This window comes from Ruegeria halocynthiae, assembly GCF_000743705.1.
GTDB lineage: Bacteria > Pseudomonadota > Alphaproteobacteria > Rhodobacterales > Rhodobacteraceae > Ruegeria > Ruegeria halocynthiae_B.
Map to the genome: position 1 here is coordinate 212066 of NZ_JQEZ01000002.1, position 23800 is coordinate 235865.

Sequence of the window (23800 nt, forward strand, 5' to 3'; positions counted from 1 at the left end):
GCGTTCAGTGGGCGCCAAACCGACGAGGAGAGCCGATATGGCCCTGGATACAAAATCCGTCTCTCTCACCCTTCCCGATGGCAATGCACGTTCCTATGACGCAGGCGTCACGCCCGCGCAGGTGGCGGCTGATATCTCGACCTCGCTGGCGAAAAAAGCCATCTCGGCCACAGTGAACGGTCAGCATTGGGACCTGCAATGGCCCATCGAAGCCGACGCCGATATCGCCATCCACACCATGAAGGATGAGGTTCAGGCCAATGAGCTGATCCGCCACGATCTGGCCCACATCATGGCCCGCGCCGTGCAGGAAATCTGGCCCGACACCAAAGTCACCATCGGCCCCGTCATCGAAAACGGCTGGTATTACGACTTTGACCGGGCGGAACCGTTCACGCCCGAAGACCTTGGCCTGATCGAAAAAAAGATGAAGGAAATCATCAACAAACGTGATGCGGTCACCACCGAGGTCTGGGACCGTCAGCGCGCGATTGATTTCTACACTCAGAACGACGAGCCTTATAAGGTCGAACTGATCGACGCCATCCCCGGCGACGAGCCGCTGCGCATGTATTGGCACGGCGACTGGCAGGACCTGTGCCGTGGGCCGCACCTGCAACACACCGGTCAAGTGCCGGGCGACGCTTTCAAACTGATGTCCATCGCAGGCGCATATTGGCGCGGTGACAGCGACCGGGCGATGCTGCAGCGTATCTACGGCGTGGCCTTCACCGGCAAGGAAAAGCTCAAAGCGCACCTGCACATGCTGGAAGAGGCCGCCAAACGCGACCACCGCAAACTGGGCCGCGAGATGAACCTGTTCCACATGCAGGAAGAAGCCCCCGGTCAGATTTTCTGGCATCCGAATGGCTGGAAAATCTACACCACTTTGCAGGACTACATGCGCCGGATGCAAGAGCGGGACGGCTATGTCGAGGTGAACACTCCCCAAGTGGTCGACCGCAAACTGTGGGAGGCCTCGGGCCATTGGGACAAGTACCAGGAAAACATGTTCATCGTTGAAGTCGACGAGGAACATGCCCGGGAAAAAGCGATCAACGCGCTGAAGCCAATGAACTGCCCCTGCCATGTACAGGTGTTCAATCAGGGTCTGAAATCCTATCGCGATCTACCGCTGCGGATGGCTGAATTCGGATCCTGCGCGCGCTATGAACCCTCGGGCGCACTGCATGGTATCATGCGTGTGCGCGGCTTTACGCAGGATGATGGCCACATCTTCTGTTCCGAAGATCAGATTGAATCCGAGACCGCCAAGTTCATCGCCTTCCTGTCCAAGGTTTATGCCGATCTGGGCTTCCATGATTGGACGATCAAACTGTCCACCCGCCCGGAAAAGCGGATCGGGTCTGATGAAAGCTGGGATTTGGTCGAAAAGGCGCTGGGCGATGCCTGCAAGGCCGCCGGGTACGACTATGAACTTCTCGAAGGTGAAGGCGCGTTTTACGGACCCAAGCTCGAATTCACCCTGACCGACGCGATTGGCCGGACATGGCAATGCGGCACCTTGCAGGTTGACCCCAACTTGCCCGAACGCTTGGATGCCAGCTTTGTCGGCGCCGACGGGGCCAAGCACCGCCCGTTCATGCTGCACCGGGCGACGCTGGGCTCGTTCGAACGCTTCATCGGCATCCTGATCGAAGAACATGCAGGAAAACTGCCGTTCTGGCTGGCGCCGCGGCAGGTTGTTGTCGCTTCAATCACCTCCGAGGCGGACGAATACGTTATGGAAGTGGTCGAAACGCTCAAGGCCGCCGGTGTCCGGGTCGAGGCTGATATTCGCAACGAAAAGATCAACTACAAGGTCCGCGAGCATTCGGTCGGCAAAGTGCCGGTCATCCTTGCTGTCGGCCACCGCGAGGTCGAGGAACGCACCGTAAGTGTCCGGCGTCTGGGCGAAAAACAAACGCAGGTTCAATCGCTTGAGGCTGTAACAAACGAGCTGTCCCAGGCGGCCACCCCGCCCGACCTGCTGTAACATTTGGCGATAAATCGCCCGAAATCCGGCCTCAAACACGAGGCCGGATTGAAACACTTTCCATTTTTCAATTCAAAAACAATTTGTTAACCTGCAAGGGTGCATGACGGTCTTTGACGGGGTTGTGAGACACGGGCTCGTGAATTCAACTGTGCCGTCATAGCCATTAGGTTATTCACTGTCACAAACAGACATACGCAGTCATCAAAAGGATTACCGAGATGTCGAAAACAGCAAAATCCCTTGTTATCGCAAGCGCCGTCGCGGCCGCCGTTTCGGGCGCAGCTACCACTGCCACCGCCCAAGCCAAAGAGAAATGCTATGGCGTTTCGCTTGCCGGTCAGAACGACTGTGCTGCAGGCCCAGGCACCACCTGCGCGGGCACCTCGACCGTGGACTATCAAGGCAACGCATGGACCCTGGTAGATGCCGGCACCTGCGCCGATATCGAATTGCCCAAATCGGCCGACGGTGCGGCCCGCAGTGGTTCGCTGGAACCGCAGGACCGCGACCTGCCCGCATAAGGCAAAGTCAACGAAAGCATGAGGGGCGGGCAACAACGCCCGCCTCTTTGTTGTGACCGGAGGACTTGTACATGTTGGATAATGCACACAAATCGAACAGATTGCCCGCCGCGCCGGGCGTTGGTTACAAGCCTCAACATTTCGACCAGATTCTGAAACATGCCCATCCCGTGGCATGGCTTGAGATCCACGCAGAAAACTACATGGGTGATGGCGGTCGGCCGCTGGCCCAACTGCGACACCTGTCTGAACAATTCCCCATTTCGGTACACGGCGTCGGCCTGTCGATTGGTGCCGAAGGACCATTGGACCCGGATCATCTGGCGCGTCTGAAACATCTTGTCGGCTGGCTGAACCCGGCCAGCTTTTCCGAACATCTGGCGTGGTCAACCCATGACGGCCACTTTCTGAACGACTTGCTGCCCCTGCCCTACACCGATGCGACCCTGACGCGTATCTGCGATCACATTGATCAGGTGCAAGAAACCGTTGGCCGCCAGATGCTGTTGGAAAACCCCTCCAGCTATCTGGCATTTGAAGAAAGCACCTGGTCCGAGCCTGACTTTCTGCGGGAAGCTTCTCGTCGTACGGGCTGCGGTCTGTTGCTGGACGTGAACAACGTCTTTGTGTCGGCAACCAATCTGGACTTCTCACCGCAAGGCTATATCGACGCTTACCCGCTGGAAAAAGTCGGGGAAATTCACCTTGGCGGACATGATGAGGATGAGGACGACCACGGTCGCCCCCTGCTGATTGACAGCCATGGGCGCGAAGTGGTCGATCCGGTCTGGGCTTTGCTGGACTATGTGCTGGAACGCTCAGGCCCCAAACCCGTTCTGGTCGAATGGGACACGGATGTTCCTGACTGGCCCGTTCTTCGGGCCGAGGCGGACCGCGCACAAGCGGCGCTGGACCGCGTTCCGGCATGAGTGTTTCCCAAACCACGTTTCACGAGGCCTTGCTGGACCCATCAGCGGCGATTCCCGACGGGCTGCTTGACGCCAAGGCCCAGCCCGCCGGGCGGCGGTTCAGCGTGTACCGCAACAACGTTGCCGTTTCGCTGACCGAAGCGATGCATCAGGCCTTCCCCGTCATCACGAAACTGCTTGGCACCAAGAATATGGATGGCCTTGCGGGGATTTTCCTGCGCAAACACCCGCCCTTGTCACCTTTGATGATGTTCTACGGCGAAGAATTCCCCGAATTTTTGGCCGGGATGGAGCAGCTTTCCCATCTGGGGTATCTGCCGGACATCGCCCGGCTGGAACTGGCACTACGCCGGTCCTATCACGCAGCTGACAGTCAGCCGGTTTCCGAAAACGCACTGGCCGTTTCCCCGGAAGATGTCATGCGCGCGCAACTAGGGTTTGCGCCTGCAATGCAGGTCTTACGTTCGGACTGGCCAATTTACTCTATCTGGCGCTTCAACACCGAAGAAGATGCCCCCAAACCGGAACCCGACGGTCAGGACGTGCTGATCACTCGACCGGATTACGACCCCCATCCACACTTGCTGCCTTTGGGTGGCGCAGATTGGATCGCCCGACTTCAGTCGGGGCAAACCATCGGCGACGCGTATGAAAATACCGCCGCCGACTTCCCCGAGTTCGACCTTGGGGCCACTCTTGCGCTGCTTCTGCAGGGCGGCGCAATATCTTCTGTGACTATCGAAAGGCTGGCACCATGACTGCCCTGATCTCTTTGCACAACAACACTTTGGGGAGGCTGGATCTGGCCTCTGGCTGGTTGACCCCGACACTGGCGCGGGTCGTGTTCATCGCGGTTTTGCTGTTCTATTTCTGGAATTCGGCGATGACGAAAATCGACGGCTCGATTTTCTCGCCCTCGGCTGGCGCCTTTGGTCAGATCTTTCCGAAAGCCGCCGAAGCTGCCCTGTATGACGTCACGCAGATGACCTTTTTCCAGCGTATCGTGATTTTCTTTGGCACCGTCGGTGAATTTGTCCTGCCCGCGCTGCTGCTGGTTGGTCTGTTCACGCGTCTGGCCGCATTGGGCATGATTGGGTTTATCTGGGTTCAGACCGCCACCGATGTTTCCGGGCACGGCGTGAAACTTGGCAGCCTGTTCGACAACGCGATCTCGTTGATGGATCAACGCGTGATGTGGACCTTCCTGTTTCTTGTCATCATCATCAATGGCGCTGGTCCGATCTCGGCGGATCGTTTGCTGCGCTTAAAGTGATTTAGAAATGCGCCTTGGGCTCGTCCGGTTTCCCAGCGGCCAGCCCAAGGATACCCGCCACGGCGGCAAAGGCGACCGGGAACATCGTGAACGCATTAAACCCAAACGCATAATACATTCCCGCCGCAGACATCAGCAACAACACCCCGCCGATCAAAGCGCGCGCATGGGCCATCGCACCACCTGCGATGGCCAACAAAGGCGCAACAAGTGACGCCACCTGTATGACCTGAGCATTGTCGAACTGTTCGGCCACACCTTCGACCTCGCCAAAACGTTCGACCAACTCAATATAGCCGTATCCGAAAAAGCCCACGATCATGCCGATCAAACCGGCGATGACACCCAAAATCATTGCTGCGTTACGCATTTACCAACCTCTTGCCTGCGCAATCCAGATAAGGGCCCGTTCATGCAACGCCAAGCCCCTTTCGCGATTCCGGGGTCCAGGCCAGAAACAGCTCTCCGTCCTTTTCGATCAGCGGGCGTTTCATCAAAGTCGGATGATCCCTGAGCAATTCCAGCCGGGGCCGCGCGCGTTCTTCTTCCGCCAACCCGCGCCAGGTTGTTGAGCGGGTATTGAGCAAAGCCTCGCCGAACCTCTCATGCGCCTGCGCCAAAACGGAATCGGGCACGCCTTGTGTCCGAACGTCGATGAATTCGGCATTTGGAAGCGATTTCAGTGCCTTGCGGCAGGTATCACAGGTTTTTAGTCCAAAAAGGCGCATTTATCGGCCGCTCCTGCATTTGACGGATTTTCTGGCATTTTTGCCTGCTTGTTCCGGTAATTCTTGATTTTTTACTTCACCATGCAATGTTGAAAAAGACGAAACCCGCAATGTGGACCGTTTGGCGCAAGCGAAACTGGGATGTGTTGCGGTGTCGTCATCCGCTACCCCACCAATTTTGTGGGACAACGTGCAAGTAGAAGGAGACACGGGAAATGCCAACTGGCACCGTGAAATGGTTTAATACCACCAAAGGCTACGGGTTTATTGCCCCTGATGAAGGCGGCAAGGACGTATTTGTTCATATCTCAGCTGTCGAACGATCTGGTCTGACTGGACTCGCTGATAATCAGAAGGTCTCGTACGAATTAGAAGACGGACGCGACGGACGCCAAATGGCGTCTGATTTGAAGCCTCTGTAAATCGCCCCGCTTTCGGCGGGAATATCAAAAAAGGTCTGCGGCCAATTTCCGGCCGCGACCATTTCCAAAGGTTCTAAACCTTACCCTCATGTGGGCGCGGCCCTGACATGAGCGTTTCAGTTTTGGCCCATCACCGCGATACAGGATGTCCCGGTGGCGTATGTGATCGCCATCGTCCAGCCACCTTTATCGCTGGTTCAGCTCCTCCCGATATGCTGCAAGTGGGCTTAACTGTCGCGAATGACGGCTTCGAACTCGCGCCACTCACGTGCGGTCATTCCCGAATTCTCTTGCGTCACGGTTTCACCGGCAATCATTCTGCGCAGGCTATCAACCATTTGCGCCGACAGGTTGACCGCACCCAGACGGTAATCTTCGAACGCCTTATAGGCAAAGGGCACCCAGTCGGCGACGATCTTGCACATCATGTCGGCATATACGCGAATCTCATACTGTGCATGTGGATCGGCCCGTAACCGCAGGAAGTGGAACAGGTTGTGCAGATCGACCTTCCAGTACCATTGCGTATAGATGTTCGCGGGCAGGTTCATCCGCGCCAGTTCACGGGCCAGCCCCTGCTGGCCGTCCTGATTGATCATCGCCTCGTAATTGTCATAACACCGCGCGCTGTCGGCCTTGAGCATTTCCAGAACGCGGGCGGCCTCTTCCCCTTGCAAAGCATCGCCCCGGCCCTGGTTGTTCACTTCGGACTGGGCGGCGACGTGATCGGGTGCGGGAATATAGAACTCCCGGTCCAGTATCGAATATCGCGCTGAGTATTCATTCACATTTGCCGTGCGGTGCCGAATCCACTGCCGGGCCACAAAAACGGGCAGTTTGACGTGCAGCTTGATCTCGCACATTTCGAACGGGGTCGAATGCCAGTGGCGCATCAAATAGCGGATCAGGCCTTCGTCGTTCTGAACCGACTTGGTGCCCTTACCGTAAGACACCCGCGCAGCCTGACAGATCGCGGCATCATCACCCATATAATCGATCACACGAACAAAGCCGTGGTCCAGAACCTGATGGGCCGTATAAAGATGGTCTTCCATTCCCGCAGCCACAACGCGGCGTGTTGGATGCGATTGCGCCCGTTGCGCTTCGATCTCGGCCAGTTGGTCAGAGGACAGCGGCATGAAACTTCCTTTCCAGCAATGAGTCGCCGACCACTATATCTCGGCTAATCCTGGACAGGAACCGCGATATCTGTACCTAATACTCCATTTCTCAAATTGTGTCTGCGCTGCCCCTCGACACGCAAGGCGCGCGCGCTAAGCTGCTGCCTATCACCTGATCAGAAAGGACGCCGCAATGGGGCTGACATATCTTCACACCATGGTTCGTGTTAAGGATCTGGAGAAATCCATAGCCTTCTACGAACTGCTCGGCCTGAAGGAAACCGATCGTTACGACAGTGAGGCGGGACGATTTTCGCTGATCTTCATGGCGCCTCCGGGGCAAGAGGATCGGCCTATCGAACTGACCCACAATTGGGACGGAGATGACGAGCTGCCCACCGACAGCCGGCATTTCGGGCATCTCGCCTATGGCGTCGATAACATCTATGAGGCCTGCCAGCACCTGCAGGACAATGGCGTTGTGATCAACCGCCCACCGCGCGATGGGCGCATGGCGTTTGTGCGTTCACCCGACAATATCTCGGTTGAGCTGTTGCAAAACGGTGCCGCGCTGGAACCCGCTGAACCATGGGCCAGCATGGAAAGCACCGGTCACTGGTGATCCGTTGGTTGATACCCTTTGGTCTGGCCGTTCTGGCCAGCCCCCTTCGGGCTGAGACCTGCCGTCTTGCTTTGGCATTGGCGATGGATATTTCAACCTCGGTTGACGCAACCGAAGACGCCCTGCAACGGCAAGGTCTGGCCGCCGCGTTGACCGCGCCCGAGGTGACCGAGGCGTTCTTTTCCTCGCCAATGCCCGTTGCCCTGGCGGTCTATGAATGGAGCGGCCGCACCACACAGCGCGTCATTCTGAACTGGACAATGATCGACTCTGAATCTGACCTGCTGTTGGCGGCCACCACCATTCAGCAGTCAGTTCGATCCGACAGCGGATCGGCGACGGCGATGGGTTACGCGCTGGCGTTCGGCGCAACCTTGATGCAACAAGCCCCCCGGTGCCTGTTTCAAACCATCGACCTGTCGGGGGATGGGTCAAACAATGACGGGTACGGGCCGGATTCGGCTTACCGGCACTTCCCCTTTGAGAACACGGTCGTCAACGGGCTGGTCATCAATGCCGCCGATTTCGAAGGCGAGCTTTTTCTGATCCCCTTCTTTGAAAACAACGTGCTGCATGGCTCCGGTGCTTTTCTGGAAATCGCGCAGGGGTTCGAAGATTTCGAACGTGCCATGCGCCGCAAGCTAGAGCGTGAGTTGAAGGGGCTGCAAATCGGCAGCCTGCGCGACACATACACAAAATGATGCGGATTCTGGCAACTTTCCTGTGCTTGCTGGCCAGTTCTGCTGCGTCTGAATGTCGTCAGGCACTGGCCTTGGGTCTGGATGTGTCCGGGTCGGTCGACAGTCAGGAATACCGCCTGCAACTTGGTGGTTTGGCGGCGGCTTTGCAGCGCCCCGAAGTAAAGCAGCTGCTGCTGTCAGATAGTGCCGCCCCCGTCCGCCTTGCGGTCTTTGAATGGAGCGAACCCGGCCATCAGCGGATGCTGCTGAACTGGACGGAAATACGTTCCTCCCAGGATGTGACGCGTATTGCGGCCTTGTTGAACCGGGTTGAACGCAGCAGCGCGCCGCAGGGCACTGCGGTCGGGGCCGCGATGGACTTTGGCGCTGAGTTACTGGCGCAGCAGGCGGGATGCTGGAAACGCACGTTGGATCTGTCGGGGGACGGCAAGCACAACATCGGCCAGCACCCGCGCGCGGTGAAACAGATCCTGCAATCCACCGGCATCACCATCAACGGCTTGGTCATCGGCGCGGATGACCCCAATCACGCGGACAAGCGCCACGTTCAGGTTGGCGAACTGTCCGCCTATTATCAGGCTTGGGTCATTCTTGGCCCCGGCGCTTTTGTCGAAGTGGCCCTTGGGTTTGAGGCCTATGAAGAGGCCATGACCCGAAAGCTGCTTCAGGAACTGGAAGGGCTGGTTCTGTCGGATGCCGGTCCCGCCGCCCCGCGTGATCAATAGATATAGCGGATTTGATCTGTCCAATACCTCTCGACCCGGCGAAGCGAGGTGGTGATATCCTCGATCCCTTCCAATCCCAGCACACCGCGCGACTGCAGGCCTTCGGCATGGCGCGCAAACAACTTGGTCACAACGTTCCGAATTTCCCGCCCTTGCGGCGTAAGCCGAACCCGAACCGAACGTCTGTCAATCTCGCACCTCTGGTGGTGCATATAGCCCATTTCGACCAGCTTCTTGAGGTTATAGCTGACATTGCTGCCCTGATAATAACCCCGGCTTTTCAGCTCGCCCGCCGTCACCTCATGATCGCCGATATTGAACAGTAGCAGGGCCTGAACCGCGTTGATCTCTAATACGCCGACGCGCTCAAACTCATCCTTGATAACGTCCAGCAGCAGGCGGTGCAGCCTCTCGACCAGGGCAAGCGCCTCAAGATAGCTGGTCATGAAACCCTTGGTTTCCGGCGCGGAGACCTGCATTTCCATACTCATCCGATCCTCCGATTCAGTCGCGTTGTTTCAGACACGATGAACGGAAATTCCCAAAAATCGGTTAAGTTGGATTTTCTTTTATTTTTGAAATGTTTGCGCGATATCCGCTACAAGAACGGAAAAGGGCTCTGGTGGCTGAACCTGCCCGGTCACCCACTGATAGAGGTCCTGATCGTTTTCGTGCAGCAGCGCGTCGTAGCGATCCAGACCTTCTGTGTCCATCTCCGCCAGATTACGCTTGGCATAAGCGGACAGGATCAAATCCATCTCTTTGATGCCACGGCGCATCGACCGCATCTGCATGCGCTTGATCCTGACGTCCCGTGTTTCGGTCACTTGCCCTGCTCCAGCATCAGCCGCAGTTTCTTTTCAAGCCGTGCAGCCCGTTCGGCGCTTGCGCGCATCTCGCCACGGATCGCACGCAGTTCGGCCACCGCGTCCACGAGTTCAAGATTTGCCTCGCCGTCTTCGACCGGGGCTTCCATGCCCTCGCCCTCGCCGGTCAGCAACCACATGATCGAGACGTTGATCATCCCGGCCATCATCGACAGACGGTTGGCGCGGGGCTCGGACAGATCATTTTCCCAGGCTGCGATTGTGGCCTTTTTGACCCCCAGACGTCGCGCCAGCTGCGCTTGCGTCATCGCCGCCGCCTCGCGTGCGCCAGCCAGCCTGTCCCCGAATGTCGCGGACTCTGGTCCGTACCAGTTGTTTTCGTCGTTCATCCGGGTCTCCAATTCTCTGTTTCATACGGCTTGATCGTCAATCGGGCGCACCCTATGACAGACAGGTTGAACATACAAACCGAGGCCGCCCATGAGTTTCCTGTCTGCGACACTGTCACGCGTAAAACCATCACCGACAATCGCGATGACCGCCAAAGCGGCTGAGCTGAAAGCCGCCGGGCGCGATGTCATCGGGCTAAGCGCGGGTGAGCCGGATTTCGACACGCCACAGAACATCAAGGACGCAGCCGTCGCGGCCATCGCAGCGGGCAAAACCAAATACACCGCGCCTGATGGCATCCCCGAGCTGAAACAGGCCGCCTGCGCCAAGATGAAACGCGATCACGGGCTGGACTACACGCCCGCCCAGATCTCGGTCGGGACCGGCGGCAAGCAGACGCTGTATAACGCGCTGATGGCCACCATGAACGAGGGCGACGAGGTTGTGATCCCCGCGCCCTATTGGGTCAGCTATCCGGATATGGTTCTGCTGGCCGGTGGCACGCCGGTGATCGCCGAAACATCTTTGCAAACAAATTTCAAACTGACCGCCGATCAGCTTGAGGCCGCAATCACGCCCAAGACCAAATGGTTCATCTTCAATTCACCGTCGAACCCCACCGGCGCGGGCTACAGCCGCGAGGAGTTGGAGGAACTGACCGACGTGCTGATGCGCCACCCGCATGTCTGGATCATGTCGGACGACATGTACGAACATCTGGCTTATGACGGTTTCGAATTCTGCACCCCGGCCGAGGTCGAGCCGCGCCTGTATGACCGCACGTTGACCTGCAACGGTGTCTCCAAGGCCTATGCTATGACCGGCTGGCGCATCGGCTATGCTGCCGGTCCGGTTGAGATCATCGCAGCAATGCGCAAAGTTCAGTCGCAGTCGACCTCGAACCCCTGCTCAGTCAGCCAATGGGCAGCAGTTGAGGCGCTGAATGGCACGCAGTCCTTTCTGGCCCCGAACAATGACACCTTCAAACGCCGCCGCGATCTGGTGGTTCGTATGCTGAACGCCATCGACGGCATCGCCTGCCCAACGCCCGAAGGCGCGTTCTACGTGTACCCCTCTATCGCGGGGCTGATCGGTAAAACGACGCCCGCAGGCACGCTGATTGACACGGACGAGGCCTTCGCCACAGCCCTGCTGGAAGAGGCAGACGTGGCCGTGGTGTTCGGCGCGGCCTTTGGCCTGTCGCCGAATTTCCGGGTCAGCTATGCGACCTCGGACGAGGCCCTGACCGAGGCCTGCACCCGCATCCAACGTTTTTGCGCATCCCTGACCTGACCGGAGGAACCCATGACCGCAGAGTTGCCCGAGTATTACTTCCGTGTGCGCGAGAACGGGGCGGCGGTTTTCAAGATTGACACCGAAAACCGCCTGCGTCGGATCGAGATGGATCAGATCGCGGTCATAAACATCCGCAACGGCGAGGTAAAACCACAAGGTCAGCGGGTGTTATCCGAGGCGGATCAGGCGGAAATCGCGCACTGGATGGAACAACGCAAGTCCCTGTTGGCGCAGCGGGATATCGACGACATTCATCGCGCGGTGGACTACTTGAACCTGACCACGCAATGGGCACAATCCAAGGCAACGGACGACCAGCTTGAGGATGTAACCGACCGGTTGTTGATGGCGATGCATGATTTGCGCACCGTATTGGTGCGCAAAAAAGCTGGCCGCATGAGCAAGGACTGACCTCGCGCAGCTATTCCGCCGGGACACCGACCGCACGAACCGAACGCGTCCAGAATCGCACCATCAGCAGGGCCGCTGCACAGGCAAGCCCAACCACAAGACCCAGCCACACACCAACGCCGCCCATACCCTGAACAAACCCAAAGTAATACGACGTGCTGATGCCCACCAACCAATAGCTGATCACCGCTATGACCATCGGCACCTTTGCGTCCTGCAACCCACGCAGCAGGCCCAGCGCGATGATCTGCGCCCCGTCCACCAGCTGAAACAGCGCCGCCATCGCCAGCAACCCGGTGCCAATTGCCAGAATCTGCGGGCGCAGAGGGTCGTTGTTTTCGATGAACAGTGAAATCAGCGGCTCGGCGTAGATCAGGAACAGGGCAATCGCCAGCGCCGACATGATCAGAGACATACCGGTCACGGCAATCGCGCCGCGTTCAAGATGCCCCCGGTCCCGGCGGCCCAATGCATTACCCGCGCGAATGGTAGCCACATTCGAAAGCCCCAGATGCACCATGAAAGTGGCGGATGCCAGGTTCAGCGCGATCCCATGCGCCGCCAGCGGCACCTTGCCCAGCCATCCCATCATGATGGCCGACATTGCAAACAAAGAAGCCTCGGCCAGGGTGGTGAAACCAATCGGAACCCCCAGCCGCAGAACACGCTGAAACATATCCCAATCCGGGCGCCAGAAACGTTGGAACAGGCTGTGTTCCGGCATGATGCGCACCGTGTAGGCAATAACACACAGCAACGACACGATCTGCGTCACGACCGAGGCGATGGCCGCACCGGTCACGCCCAGCTCGGGCGCGCCCCAGTTTCCGAAGATCAGCGCATAGTTGGTCACTCCGTTCACCAAGGCGGCGGCGACTGCGATCCACAGAACAATCTGCGTCCGCTCAAGCGCCGCCAGATAGGATTTAAGGACCATCATCAGCAAGGCGGGGAACAAGCCCCACCCGGCGATGCGCAGATATTCCGAAGCCATTGCAGCGACTTCCGGCTCTTGCTTTAGGGCGATCAGGATCGGGTGAGACCACCAAAGCAGCGGCATCATCAACGCGCCGTAAATCAGCGACAACCACAATCCCATTCGGGTCGAACGGCGAATGTTGGTTTCATCCTCTTCGGCGGCGGCCATTGCCACCATCGGCATGACGGCCAGCCCGAACCCACTGCCGAACAGAAACAGCACAAAGAAATAGCTGCTGGCCAGCGTCACTGCGGCCAGCGCCTCGACCCCATACCACCCCAACATGACGGTATCGGTCAGACCAATAGCGAATTGCGCCAGATGCCCGCCGATCAACGGCAGACCCAGCACAGTAATGGCCCGGAAGTGGGCGCGATATGTCATCACTTTCTTCATCGTATCAGCCTTATGCCCAGCCGAAGGCCACGACAAGAGCAGAACGATGGAGTTTCAAAGTGAGGCTAACTTTAGGTAACCCGAAGGCTGCCCCAATTACCGCGCGTCGGGATGCAGCGTTTTGCCCAAAATATGTTCAGACTGCTGAATGACATGATCCGCCTGCCCGACGATCAAAGGATCAGGCTGGCCGACAACGTCGTGATTTTTATCCGGATAATCCAGTGTTGACAGGAAATGGCGCATACAGTTCAGGCGCGCGCGTTTCTTGTCGTTCGATTTGACGATGGTCCACGGCGCATCGGCAGTGTCGGTGTAGAAGAACATCGCCTCTTTCGCCTCGGTGTAGTCATCCCATTTATCAAGGCTTGCCTTGTCGATGGGCGACAGCTTCCATTGCTTCAGGGGATCGGTTTCCCGGCTTTTGAAACGGCACTGCTGTTCAGGTTGCGTGACCGAGAACCAGTATTTGTACAGTTTGATACCCGAGCGAACCAACATCCGTTCCAGCTCGGGCGTTTGTCGCATGAATTCCAGATATTCGTTCGGGGAACAGAACCCCATCACCCGCTCAACCCCGGCGCGGTTGTACCACGATCGGTCATAGAACACCATTTCACCCAGTGTCGGCAGCTCCTGAATGTAGCGCTGGTAATACCACTGCCCTTTTTCCTCAAGCGTCGGTTTGTTCAGGGCCACGACGCGCGCTTGCCGGGGGTTCAGATGCTCCATGAACCGCTTGATCGTGCCGCCCTTGCCTGCGGCATCGCGGCCTTCGAACAGCAGGACAAACCGCTGCCCTGTTTCCTGCGCCCAAAGCTGAACCTTCAGCAGCTCGGCCTGCAACTGCGCCTTTTGCGCCTCATAAGTGCCGCGCGCCATTTTACGGCCATAGGGGTATTTGCCGCTTTCAAAGGCTTGGCGGATCTTCTCGGGGCTGGGTTGAGACTGCCCGGGATCTGGCGTTGGGACAATTTTTACAGGCGGTTGTTTTTGCTCGATTTGGGCCACAGAGTCCATTCGGATTCTCCTCGTTTCACTATCCAAAGGAACGACTAGCAGAAGGTCTGATTTTGCGCTTTGATTGGGGTCAATATGACACCGCCTTAAACGTCGCACCCACCATCGCTGACAGACCTGAAACACGGGCCAGATATGGACACAGAATTCGTCGACCTGAACGGTCAATCCTTTTTCTTGCGCAGTTGGGGGCACCCGGATTTGCCACCCCTGCTTATGCTGCACGGGTTTCCCGAATATGGCGGCGCATGGGGTGATCTTGCCCCGTATCTGGCCGATCATTTCCACTGTATCGCACCCGACCAGCGCGGGTATGGGCAAAGCTGGACCCCCGACGGGGTCGGCAGCTATGCGCTGTCAAAACTGGTGTCTGACATGGCTGCGCTGATTGAACGGTTTGATGCGCCAATCTGTGTTCTGGGTCACGATTGGGGGGCTTCGGTCGCTTATGGGCTGGCCATGTTCCGCCCCGATCTGGTCAGCCGGTTGATCATCGCAAACGGTGTCCACCCGGTACCGTTTCAACGCGCCATGGCAGCCGGAGGGGCGCAATCCGAAGCGTCGCAATACATCAACGCCCTGCGCGCATCGGATGCGACCGCGCATTTTTCGGCCAGTAATTTCGCCAAACTGGAACATTTTTTCCGCTTCGGCATGGGCACGGACTGGCTGTCCGACGCCACCATTCAGGATTATCGCACCGAATGGTCCCGGCCCGGACGACTGGACGCGATGTTGAACTGGTATCGCGCCTCGCCCCTGGTTGTGGCAAGGCCGGGCGAACCCCGCACCGACCTGCCCGAATTTCCGCCCGATCGCCTGATGGTCAACTGCCCGCATCTGTTGCTTTGGGGGTCTGAGGACAAGGCGCTGCTGCCGGAATCGACCGACGGGTTAGAGGCATTCGCGCCCGATCTGACGCGCGTCGAAATTCCCAGCACCGATCACTGGCTGCATCACCAGCGGCCAAAGACCGTTGCGCAGGAAATCCTGAACTGGATGGCAACCTGATCCTTTAACGGTGGCCCCAATCTGCGGGGTCGTCAGAGTTGTTCGGGGACAGGCCCAGAATGTCTCCGTCTGTCGAACATCCCAACCCAAGAACCGTCCGGTTGGCATAGGAAAAATACGCGCAGACCTGATTGATCTCAAGAATCTCGCCGTCATCCCACCCGGCCTCACGCAGGGTTTCGATATCTTTCTGGATCATATCTGCCGGAGTTTCCGTCAACTTGCGCGCATAGCCCATCGCCACGATCTGTGCGGCGTCCAACGGGGCCGTTTCGGGCCTGCCCGCCTCAATCGCCGCGCGGATAGCAATGGCCCGATCTGGATCCGCCAAAAGCCGTTGCAGCCCGCCAAAGTGATGTTCGACGCAATATCCGCATCGATTCAGCGAGCTGACCCAAACCCCCAGCACCTCAAGAAACCACTTTGGAACCGTATTGGCGGAATGATGCAGGACGTTCTTATACAATACCATATGGCCTTCCATCGAATGTGGCCGCAGGGAATGCGCCATCATGATGTTGTCCACGTTATTGCCGGGGCCGGTGACCCGTTCGTAAAGCTTCTTCAGCTTCCCGGTGGCTTGTTCGAACGGCACGGTTTTGATCCAGCTCATCTTTTCCCCGTCGATTGATTAGTATGAGTCGCCCCACCCTAGTTTCGATCCCCCCAACCTACGAGGTGAAACTGGCCCCTCCGGCACCAAAAACCCACCCAGATCAGTGTCAGAAAAAACATTCAGGTCTTTGCGACCCTGCCCCATCTGGGTAAGCTCGGGCAATTCAAGGGAGGTACTCAACTTATGGATAAAGCGGAAAAAATTGTCGCGGAATGGTATTCCAACCATCCGATTTCTGCACCGCACATTCTTACGAAACTGAAATCCAGTGGTCGCGAGTTGGAGGATGTTCAGCCGCAAGACCTCTATCCTTATGATCAGGATCATTACGACGGGTTGGACGCGAACGCCAGACTGGCTGAAAATACCGGGATGAAATCCGGCGACAGCGTGATCGACGTCTGCGCTGGGCTGTGTGGGCCTGCGCGATGGTTTGCAGCCGAACGTGACGTGCAGGTAACCGGGGTCGATATCAGCCCCAATCGCGTCGAGGGGGCAAAGAAACTGAACACCCTTGTCGGGCTTCAGGATCAGGTCCATCCGGTTTTGGCAAGCGCAATGGATATCCCCTTCGAAGCAGACAACTTTGATGCGGCGGTCAGTCAGGAATCGTTTCTGCACATCCCCGACAAACCCAAGGCCCTGCGCGAGGTGTACCGCGTTCTACGCCCCGGCGGCCGCTTTTCCTTTACCGATTGGGTCATGCACACCCCCCTGCCCGATGACGAGTTCGAACAATACCGTCAACGCTTTGCCTGCCAATCCATGCTGAGCATACCGGAATACCAAACCCAGCTTGAAAAGGCCGGTTTTACGGTTATCTCGGCCGACGATGTCACGCAGGCCTGGGGTGATATTCTCGCCCGGCGGCTCAGGATGTATCAGGACCTGGATGCCGAGGCCGAGCGCGCGGGCAACCCCTCAAAAGGCGATGACTTTCTAAAAATGTACGCGAAATTTGTGGATGACGTTCAACAACGCCGGGTCGGTGGCGTCTGCTTAACTGCTGAAAAATCACATTAACCACCCTTGGGGCGCGGCAACGGAACGGCACCGTTGTCGCACTCAATGGCAGCCAAACGTCTACAACACCTCGCGCCCCTCTTTCCCCGGACCACATCACCTGCCATAATGGGTCAAACCCAAAAACAAGAGCAGCACCCATGCCTGACGACCTGTTGACGCCCAGCGCCACCACTGCCTATGACGCCTCCTCGATTGAGGTGCTTGAAGGGCTGGAACCCGTTCGCAAACGCCCCGGTATGTATATCGGCGGCACGGATGAACGTGCGCTGCACCATATGGTCGCCGAAATCCTCGACAACTCGATGGATGAGGCGGTCGCGGGCCACGCCAACCGGATCGAGGTTGAACTGCACGCTGATTACGCGCTGACCGTGCGCGACAACGGGCGTGGCATCCCGGTCGACCCGCATCCGAAATTCCCCGACAAATCCGCGTTAGAGGTCATCTTGTGCACCCTGCACGCGGGCGGCAAATTCTCGGGCAAGGCTTATCAGACTTCGGGCGGCCTGCACGGCGTGGGTGCCTCCGTGGTCAACGCGCTGTCGGATTCCATGGTCGTGCAGGTGGCGCGGGACAAGACGCTGTTCGAACAACGTTTTTCACGCGGAACACCGCAAGGTCCGGTTGAAAAGATCGGCGCGGCACCCAACCGGCGCGGCACCACCGTCACCTTTCACGCCGATGCGGACATCTTCGGCCACCACAAATTCAAACCGGCGCGGCTGTTCAAATCCATCCGCTCCAAGGCGTACCTGTTCTCGGGCGTGGAAATCCGCTGGAAATCGGCCATCAATGACGGTGAAACACCCACCGAGGCAACGTTCCATTTCCCCGGCGGCCTGTCCGATTACCTCAAGGAAACGATGAACGGCTCGTCCACCTATGCCGACCAGCCTTTTGCCGGCACCGTGGATTTTCAGGAAAAGTTCAACGCCCCCGGCAAGGTCGAATGGGCGATCAACTGGACGCCCTCACGCGATGGGTTCATCCAGTCCTACTGCAACACCGTGCCCACACCCGAAGGCGGCACCCATGTTGCGGGCTTTTGGGCTGCCGTCCTCAAGGGGATCAAAGCCTATGGTGAGTTGATCAACAACAAAAAGGCCGCGCAGATCACCCGCGACGACCTGATCACCGGCGGCTGCGCGCTGGTGTCGTGTTTTATCAGCGAACCGGAATTTGTGGGTCAGACAAAGGACCGCCTTGCCACGGTCGAGGCCCAGCGCCTGGTCGAGAATTCGGTCCGCGACCATTTCGATAACTGGCTGGCCGCGGACACGAAATCCGCCGGTGCTATTCTGGACTTCCTGATCTTACGATCTGAGGAACGTCTGCGCCGACGGGCCGAGAAGGAAACACAACGCAAGTCCGCCACTAAGAAACTTCGTCTCCCCGGCAAGTTGGTGGACTGTAGTAGTTCAACACGCGACGGAACGGAATTATTCATTGTCGAGGGCGATTCAGCGGGCGGCTCGGCCAAAATGGGTCGTAACCGTAAAACACAGGCCCTTTTGCCCCTGCGCGGCAAGATCCTGAACGTGCTGGGCGCGGCCAGTTCGAAACTGGGCACCAACGCCGAGATCAACGATCTGACACAAGCGCTGGGCGTGGGCCTGGGCACCAAGTTCAACGTCGACGACCTGCGTTATGACAAGATCATCATCATGACCGACGCGGATGTGGACGGGGCCCATATCGCCGCGCTGTTGATGACGTTCTTCTTTACCCAAATGCGGCCGATGATCGACGCGGGCCACCTGTACCTGGCCTGCCCGCCTCTCTACCGCCTGACCCAAGGCCCCAAGCGTGTCTATTGTCTGGACGAGGCCGAGCGCGACGAGTGGCTGGAGAAAGGTCTGGGCGGCAAGGGCAAGATCGACGTCTCGCGCTTCAAGGGTCTGGGTGAGATGGACGCCAAGGACCTGAAAGAGACCACGATGGACCCCGCGTCCCGGAAACTGATCCGCGTCACCATCGACGAGGACGAACCCGGCGAGACCGGCGATCTGGTCGAACGCCTGATGGGGAAAAAGCCCGAACTGCGGTTCCAATACATTCAAGAGAACGCGCGGTTTGTGGAGGAGTTGGATGTTTGAGGACCCTGCATTTCCCCTGCTTATCTGACTAAGGCAGGAAGCCCTCGAACTGAAACGTATTTGGAGGAATTACCATGGGTAAACACCAATTGTTCGGTTCATTGGCTGCTGTTGCCGTATTCTGCGCGCCCTCAATCGCCTTGCCGTCAGACACTGAGGCCGATTTGGAAACCGCGCTGGAACAGGTATATTCAGGATCAAGATACGACATCGTCGAAGCATCTGTTGGCCAATGCGAGATACGGCTTTTCATCAAAGACAGCGATGCCTGCTCGGGCGGCGCAGCAATTCAATCCCATAGTTACTTTTACGACCTGAGGCATTTCCAGGCAGAGTTACTGGACGATTTTGCGAAGCTAGTGGATGGCACGTGGCGGTTTCGGGTGGAATTGACCCCAATCGGAGACTGGGCAACTCAGCTTGAAAACGTAAACGCAGATGGAATGAAGCGCCTCGAAGCTGCGCGTGCAAAGCACGGGAAAGGCCGGACTGCCGTCATTGAGGCAAACAAGAGTTACGCGACCAGATATGATATCGCCAAGTTCAATTCTCTTGGATCGACCGGATACTGCCCGAGCACCGAGGTCATCGGCCCCACCGGTTGGCAAGTACAATTGCAAGGCAAAGACGTTGAAAAGCTTGCACGGTCATTCGAAACCATAGTGCAGTCCTGCAAGCCTTAGCCATGACGCCCCGAACGGAATCAAAATAGACGTTCACGCGTCGGGGCAACGCCCGCGTCTGATGTTGTCGGAATGCCGAACAGCCCGCGATGAACAATCCGTAGGCCGGGCTTCAGCCCGGCATCCCAAACACGCCCCTTGCCTAACCTCTTGATCCCGTTCACACTTACCCCCAATCCGTCATCCAAGAACGACATTTGAGGCTCCGAGCGTCCAAGACCCATTTGAACAACCGATTTCTGAACGGGAGGACGACATGAAAACACTAACCCTCGGGCTGGCTTTTGGCCTGCTGGCCACGCAAGGCCTGGCGCAGCAGACGCTCAGCACTGCATCGCCGATTCCGGACGGTGCCGAGACGCGGTTTTGCTATTACCAAGGCATGGCCTATTCGCTGGACGCTTTTGTGGTGATTTTCGGCGACAACACCGTGACCTCCACCGCCAGCACGCGCGAGGAACACCTGCTGCGCTGCATCAAAGGCGACGATGGCACCATGAGTTGGAAGCCACAAAGCAGCTTTCAGATCAGCCGCTAGGCTCAATGGCTGGGCGCATTAGCCGACCCTGTCGTCCAGCCAGCCCGCGATCTGCCCGGCGGGGGTTTCCCAGCCGGGTTCCATGAACAGAAAATGCGCGTGGTCTTTTACGGGCAGAAAAGTCGCGCGGTCGCCGTACAGGTCAGCCAACGCACGGCAGGTGTTGGGGTTCACTGCCCGATCCTCAGTCCCGGACACGATCAAAACCGGGCAGTCGACCCTGTCGATATCGACCTTCATCGCGTGGTGGTCGTCGAACATCCAAAAGAACATCTCGAACATCACCCGCCCGCTTTCCGGGCCAAGCCGGTCAAAGACCTCATGCTGCTGCGCCTCGGGCATTTTGTTTAGCGCAAAAGGGGCCATCAGGTCGAATTCCACCCGCATCGGCTGTTTCCAGAAGGCCCCGCCCTCCATCAACGCGCGCGGGATGGCGCGTTCGTCGTCGGTTTCGGGCAGCGTGCCCCACGCAGCGTTCGGGTTGATCAAAACGATTGCACTGGCCAGCCCGCGCGCTGCCACCTGCTGCGCCACTACACCGGCAATGGCGTGGCCAAGAACAACCGGCTTGCTGTCCAGGCCCTGCACAAAGTTGGCAATGTCGTTGGTGTAATCCAGAACGCTGGTGTCGGTCAGCCCGGGATCGGGATCGGCCTTGGGATCATTTCCATGATACCGCAGCGCAGGGGTGTGCACCGTCCAACCCCGATCACGAAGAAACCCGGCATACCTTTCCATACACCACGGCCCCGCGAATGCACCGTGGATCAGAACAATCTCTTTGGTCATGAAGAACCCTCCCTCGCCCCGGGTCAGTATGAAAGGCAAGGGAGAGGTGCAGCAAGACCCTTATAGCGCGGTTTTGAACAGTGCGGTCAGGTTCTCTGTAGTCAGCTCAACCGGGTTGCCGCCGCAGGACGGATCAATGATCGCACCCTGCACCAGATCGGGGATCGCGGCCTCGGTCACGCCCAGATCGGACAGTTTGCGCGGAATACTGAAGGAGTCATTGAAGTCCTGCACAAAGGCGCGGAAACCGTCAAAGCCGCCGTCAATGCCCAGATAGGCAGCCGCCGACTGGAACCGGTCAGCGATAGCGGGTTCGTTGAAGTCCAGAACCGCAGGCATACAAACCGCATTGGTGGTGCCGTGATGGGTGTTGAACACTGCTCCGACAGGGTGGCTCATGGCGTGGATCGCGCCCAGACCCTTCTGAAAGGCAGTGGCCCCCATGGCAGCGGCACTCATCATCTGGGCGCGGGCTTCGATGTCGGTGCCATCGGCATAGGCGCGCGGCAAGTATTCTTTGACCAAACGCATACCCTCGAGAGCCATACCCTGGCTCATCGGGTGATAGTGCGGGCTCGAAAACGCCTCGACACAATGCGCAAAGGCATCCAGACCGGTGCCCGCCGTGATGAATTTGGGCATCCCCACGGTCAGCTCCGGATCGCAGATCACCACGCTCGGTAGCACCTTGGGGTGAAAGATGATCTTCTTGGCATGGGTCTCGGAGTTGGTGATGACGCTGGCACGACCGACCTCGGACCCGGTCCCGGCTGTGGTTGGCACCGCGATGATCGGGGCGATGGCATCGGCGTCCGCACGGGTCCACCAATCGCCGATATCCTCGAAATCCCAAACCGGGCGCGTCTGACCCGCCATAAAGGCCACCATCTTGCCCAGATCCAACCCCGAGCCGCCACCAAAGGCGATCACCCCGTCATGATCCCCCGCTTGATAGGCGGCAACACCAGCTTCAAGGTTCTGTTCATTGGGGTTCGGGTCCACGTCGCTGAACAGACCACGTCCTAGCCCGGCGGCCTCCATGATATCCAGTGTCTCCAAGGTGATCGGCAGATCGGCCAGCCCCTTGTCGGTCACCAGCAACGGTTTCTGCATCCCGGCTGCCGCACAGGCCTCGGGCAGTTCCCGGATGCGCCCGGCACCAAATTTGATAGCGGTCGGATAGGACCAGTTTCCAACGAGTGTCATGTCAGTATTCCTTTGTCTTTCAGGGCCTGCTCTGGCGAGGGGGTCAGTCCAGAGCAGGCCGTTCGTCCTTAGGCCGTGACCTTCTTAAGGTGATAGGATTTGGGACGTGTTAGGTTGTGATAGCCAATGACAGACAGACCGCCACCGCGCCCGGTGTTCTTGCACCCGGTCCAGCACAGTCCGGGGTCCAGATAATCGGCCCGGTTCATAAACACGGTGCCGGTCTCGATGGCATCACCCACCCGCGCCGCACGATCCACATCGCGGGTCCAAAGGCTGGCCGTCAGGCCGAACTCACTGTCATTCATTAACGCGATGGCTTCTTCGTCCGAAGAGACCTTCATGATGCCCACCACGGGGCCAAAGCTTTCATCCCGCATCACCCGCATGTCATGGGTGACATCGGTCAGAATCTGCGGGGTCAGATAAGCGCCACCATCGTCTTCGGGGAACGGGTCGATATGGGCCACGGCCCCGGCTGCCACCGCCTCGGCAATCTGCGCGCGCACCTCATCGGCAAAGCGCACGTTCGCCATCGGGCCCAGGGTGGTCTCCGCCTCCAGCGGATTGCCCAGCTTGTACCCCTTCACGATCTCAACCGCCTTTGTGACGAAATCATTATAAAGGCTCTCGTGCACATAGATCCGCTCGATCCCGCAACAGCACTGGCCCGCGTTAAACATCGCCCCATCAATCAGCGTATCGACCGCCGCATCCAGATCGGCATCCTCCATGACATAGCCCGGGTCCTTGCCGCCCAGCTCGGTGCCCACTCCGGTAAAGGTGCCAGCCGCCGCGCGCTCCATCGCCTGCCCACCCCCGACCGAGCCGGTGAAGTTCACGAAATCAAACGCATTGCCCGCGATCAGGTCATTGGTCACGTCATGGCTTAGAAACACGTTCTGGAACACGTCCTCGGGCACGCCCGCAGAGTGAAAAGCCTGCGCCATCCGCTCACCCACCAGCAACGTCTGCGTTGCGTGCTTCAGCATCACCACGTTGCCCGCAATCAACGCCGGGGCCACCGTATTGATCGCCGTCATATAGGGATAGTTCCAGGGGGCCACCACAAACACCACTCCATGCGGATTGCGTTTGATGTACCGTCTAAAGGTCTCATCCTCGCCCACCGCAATATCGGCCAGCGACGCCTCAGCAATCTCGGCCATGTGGCTGGCGCGCTCGTGAAAGCCGCCAAATTCACCGCCATACCGCACCGGCCGACCCATCATATGCGCCAGTTCCGGCACGATTTCATCATTCATCGCGCCAACAGCGGCCACGCCCGCCATCACAAGATCAATCCGGTCCTGCAGCGGCCGCGCCGCCCAGTCGGACTGCGCCGCCCGCGCTCGCGCTGCAACCTCAAACGCCATGTCCCGCGACAGCACCTCGCGCTCGGCAAACACCGACCCATCAATCGGTGAGATGCATTTCAACATCTGCCCCATGTCCACTCCATTTCCGAAAGAAGC

Annotated in this window: 29 protein-coding genes; 16 read left to right on the forward strand and 13 right to left on the reverse strand. The window is 58.2% G+C overall.

From position 1 onward, the window contains the following. The first annotated feature begins 37 nt into the window (after window positions 1–37). From thrS to JT51_RS07365, 5 genes are all read left to right on the forward strand, one after another. Window positions 38–1996 carry a threonine--tRNA ligase gene (thrS, locus tag JT51_RS07345; protein WP_037310156.1) on the forward strand — a complete coding sequence of 653 codons (1959 nt, stop codon included), beginning with the start codon at window positions 38–40 and terminating at the stop codon, window positions 1994–1996. 221 nt (window positions 1997–2217) lie between these two features. Continuing rightward, complete coding sequence (locus JT51_RS07350) at window positions 2218–2520, forward strand: DUF2282 domain-containing protein (protein WP_037310161.1); 303 nt, start codon at window positions 2218–2220, stop codon at window positions 2518–2520. A gap of 71 nt (window positions 2521–2591) precedes the next feature. Further along, entirely contained in the window at window positions 2592–3449 is an 858-nt protein-coding gene (locus JT51_RS07355; protein ID WP_037310166.1) for a DUF692 domain-containing protein, read from the forward strand. Continuing rightward, complete coding sequence (locus JT51_RS07360; RefSeq protein ID WP_037310171.1) at window positions 3446–4207, forward strand: DNA-binding domain-containing protein; 762 nt, start codon at window positions 3446–3448, stop codon at window positions 4205–4207. The genes JT51_RS07355 and JT51_RS07360 overlap by 4 nt, the downstream gene beginning before the upstream one ends. After that, the gene (locus tag JT51_RS07365; protein WP_037310176.1) at window positions 4204–4722 is read left to right on the forward strand and encodes a DoxX family protein; all 519 of its coding nucleotides are present in this window, start codon (window positions 4204–4206) and stop codon (window positions 4720–4722) included. Before JT51_RS07360 ends, JT51_RS07365 begins: the two co-directional genes overlap by 4 nt. A 1-nt stretch (window position 4723) precedes the next feature. Here JT51_RS07365 and JT51_RS07370 read toward each other — a convergent pair whose 3' ends face one another. After that, a complete protein-coding gene (locus tag JT51_RS07370) occupies window positions 4724–5092 on the reverse strand; it encodes a hypothetical protein (protein ID WP_037310181.1) in 369 nt (122 codons plus the stop codon). A 40-nt stretch (window positions 5093–5132) separates the two neighbouring features. Further along, a complete protein-coding gene (locus JT51_RS07375; protein ID WP_037310186.1) occupies window positions 5133–5450 on the reverse strand; it encodes an ArsC/Spx/MgsR family protein in 318 nt (105 codons plus the stop codon). 215 nt (window positions 5451–5665) lie between these two features. Between JT51_RS07375 and JT51_RS07380 the strand changes: the two genes are divergently transcribed. After that, on the forward strand, window positions 5666–5872 hold the full coding sequence (locus JT51_RS07380) for a cold-shock protein (RefSeq protein WP_010439113.1): 207 nt from the start codon (window positions 5666–5668) through the stop codon (window positions 5870–5872). Between the two features lie 227 nt (window positions 5873–6099). On the opposite strand, the gene thyX is transcribed toward JT51_RS07380, so the two are convergent. Beyond that, window positions 6100–7011 carry an FAD-dependent thymidylate synthase gene (gene thyX / locus JT51_RS07385; RefSeq protein ID WP_037310193.1) on the reverse strand — a complete coding sequence of 304 codons (912 nt, stop codon included), beginning with the start codon at window positions 7009–7011 and terminating at the stop codon, window positions 6100–6102. Window positions 7012–7186: 175 nt separating this feature from the next. Between thyX and JT51_RS07390 the strand changes: the two genes are divergently transcribed. Genes JT51_RS07390 through JT51_RS07400 form a run of 3 tightly spaced genes read left to right on the forward strand, consistent with a single transcriptional unit; the run spans window position 7187 to window position 9041 of the window. Beyond that, on the forward strand, window positions 7187–7615 hold the full coding sequence (locus JT51_RS07390) for a VOC family protein (RefSeq protein WP_037310196.1): 429 nt from the start codon (window positions 7187–7189) through the stop codon (window positions 7613–7615). Continuing rightward, on the forward strand, window positions 7582–8316 hold the full coding sequence (locus tag JT51_RS07395) for a DUF1194 domain-containing protein (protein ID WP_051927452.1): 735 nt from the start codon (window positions 7582–7584) through the stop codon (window positions 8314–8316). Before JT51_RS07390 ends, JT51_RS07395 begins: the two co-directional genes overlap by 34 nt. Next, the gene (locus JT51_RS07400) at window positions 8313–9041 is read left to right on the forward strand and encodes a DUF1194 domain-containing protein (RefSeq protein ID WP_037310198.1); all 729 of its coding nucleotides are present in this window, start codon (window positions 8313–8315) and stop codon (window positions 9039–9041) included. Before JT51_RS07395 ends, JT51_RS07400 begins: the two co-directional genes overlap by 4 nt. Here the strand turns inward: JT51_RS07400 and JT51_RS07405 are convergent. From JT51_RS07405 to JT51_RS07415, 3 genes are all read right to left on the reverse strand, one after another. Beyond that, complete coding sequence (locus tag JT51_RS07405; protein ID WP_037310201.1) at window positions 9035–9532, reverse strand: helix-turn-helix domain-containing protein; 498 nt, start codon at window positions 9530–9532, stop codon at window positions 9035–9037. The genes JT51_RS07400 and JT51_RS07405 overlap by 7 nt on opposite strands. A 78-nt stretch (window positions 9533–9610) precedes the next feature. Continuing rightward, window positions 9611–9868 (reverse strand): succinate dehydrogenase assembly factor 2, encoded by a 258-nt coding sequence (locus JT51_RS07410; protein ID WP_037310204.1) that lies wholly within the window; start codon window positions 9866–9868, stop codon window positions 9611–9613. Then, on the reverse strand, window positions 9865–10257 hold the full coding sequence (locus tag JT51_RS07415; RefSeq protein ID WP_037310207.1) for a helix-turn-helix domain-containing protein: 393 nt from the start codon (window positions 10255–10257) through the stop codon (window positions 9865–9867). The genes JT51_RS07410 and JT51_RS07415 overlap by 4 nt, the downstream gene beginning before the upstream one ends. 91 nt (window positions 10258–10348) lie before the next feature. On the opposite strand from JT51_RS07415, the gene JT51_RS07420 reads away from it, so the two are divergent. Together JT51_RS07420 and JT51_RS07425 are read left to right on the forward strand one after the other, a co-directional pair. Further along, entirely contained in the window at window positions 10349–11551 is a 1203-nt protein-coding gene (locus tag JT51_RS07420; RefSeq protein WP_037310210.1) for a pyridoxal phosphate-dependent aminotransferase, read from the forward strand. A gap of 12 nt (window positions 11552–11563) precedes the next feature. Beyond that, on the forward strand, window positions 11564–11965 hold the full coding sequence (locus JT51_RS07425; RefSeq protein WP_037310212.1) for a hypothetical protein: 402 nt from the start codon (window positions 11564–11566) through the stop codon (window positions 11963–11965). A 10-nt stretch (window positions 11966–11975) separates the two neighbouring features. On the opposite strand, the gene JT51_RS07430 is transcribed toward JT51_RS07425, so the two are convergent. Both JT51_RS07430 and ppk2 read right to left on the reverse strand, forming a co-directional pair. Beyond that, the gene (locus JT51_RS07430; RefSeq protein ID WP_235216136.1) at window positions 11976–13328 is read right to left on the reverse strand and encodes an MATE family efflux transporter; all 1353 of its coding nucleotides are present in this window, start codon (window positions 13326–13328) and stop codon (window positions 11976–11978) included. Window positions 13329–13436: 108 nt separating this feature from the next. Next, on the reverse strand, window positions 13437–14360 hold the full coding sequence (gene ppk2 / locus JT51_RS07435) for a polyphosphate kinase 2 (RefSeq protein WP_037310218.1): 924 nt from the start codon (window positions 14358–14360) through the stop codon (window positions 13437–13439). Window positions 14361–14495: 135 nt separating this feature from the next. Between ppk2 and JT51_RS07440 the strand changes: the two genes are divergently transcribed. Further along, the gene (locus tag JT51_RS07440) at window positions 14496–15371 is read left to right on the forward strand and encodes an alpha/beta fold hydrolase (protein ID WP_037310221.1); all 876 of its coding nucleotides are present in this window, start codon (window positions 14496–14498) and stop codon (window positions 15369–15371) included. A 4-nt stretch (window positions 15372–15375) separates the two neighbouring features. On the opposite strand, the gene JT51_RS07445 is transcribed toward JT51_RS07440, so the two are convergent. Then, the gene (locus JT51_RS07445) at window positions 15376–15984 is read right to left on the reverse strand and encodes a carboxymuconolactone decarboxylase family protein (RefSeq protein WP_037310223.1); all 609 of its coding nucleotides are present in this window, start codon (window positions 15982–15984) and stop codon (window positions 15376–15378) included. A 186-nt stretch (window positions 15985–16170) separates the two neighbouring features. Between JT51_RS07445 and JT51_RS07450 the strand changes: the two genes are divergently transcribed. From JT51_RS07450 to JT51_RS07460, 3 genes are all read left to right on the forward strand, one after another. Then, entirely contained in the window at window positions 16171–17010 is an 840-nt protein-coding gene (locus JT51_RS07450) for a class I SAM-dependent methyltransferase (protein ID WP_037310226.1), read from the forward strand. A 140-nt stretch (window positions 17011–17150) separates the two neighbouring features. Further along, window positions 17151–19109: a DNA topoisomerase IV subunit B gene (gene parE, locus JT51_RS07455; protein ID WP_037310229.1), complete on the forward strand. Its 1959-nt coding sequence runs from the start codon at window positions 17151–17153 to the stop codon at window positions 19107–19109. 74 nt (window positions 19110–19183) lie between these two features. Then, a complete protein-coding gene (locus tag JT51_RS07460; protein ID WP_037310232.1) occupies window positions 19184–19792 on the forward strand; it encodes a hypothetical protein in 609 nt (202 codons plus the stop codon). 20 nt (window positions 19793–19812) lie between these two features. Here JT51_RS07460 and JT51_RS21970 read toward each other — a convergent pair whose 3' ends face one another. Further along, on the reverse strand, window positions 19813–19989 hold the full coding sequence (locus JT51_RS21970) for a hypothetical protein (protein WP_160175173.1): 177 nt from the start codon (window positions 19987–19989) through the stop codon (window positions 19813–19815). A gap of 59 nt (window positions 19990–20048) precedes the next feature. Here JT51_RS21970 and JT51_RS07465 point away from each other — a divergent pair, with 59 nt between their 5' ends. Then, a complete protein-coding gene (locus tag JT51_RS07465) occupies window positions 20049–20330 on the forward strand; it encodes a hypothetical protein (protein ID WP_037310235.1) in 282 nt (93 codons plus the stop codon). An 18-nt stretch (window positions 20331–20348) separates the two neighbouring features. Here the strand turns inward: JT51_RS07465 and JT51_RS07470 are convergent, their stop codons facing one another. From JT51_RS07470 to JT51_RS07480, 3 genes are all read right to left on the reverse strand, one after another. Beyond that, window positions 20349–21119, reverse strand: coding sequence for an alpha/beta hydrolase (locus tag JT51_RS07470; protein ID WP_037310238.1), 771 nt, complete (start codon window positions 21117–21119; stop codon window positions 20349–20351). A gap of 60 nt (window positions 21120–21179) precedes the next feature. Continuing rightward, window positions 21180–22325 (reverse strand): iron-containing alcohol dehydrogenase, encoded by a 1146-nt coding sequence (locus JT51_RS07475; protein ID WP_037310241.1) that lies wholly within the window; start codon window positions 22323–22325, stop codon window positions 21180–21182. A gap of 68 nt (window positions 22326–22393) precedes the next feature. After that, window positions 22394–23776 (reverse strand): aldehyde dehydrogenase family protein, encoded by a 1383-nt coding sequence (locus JT51_RS07480; RefSeq protein WP_037310244.1) that lies wholly within the window; start codon window positions 23774–23776, stop codon window positions 22394–22396. Between the last annotated feature and the right edge of the window lie 24 nt (window positions 23777–23800).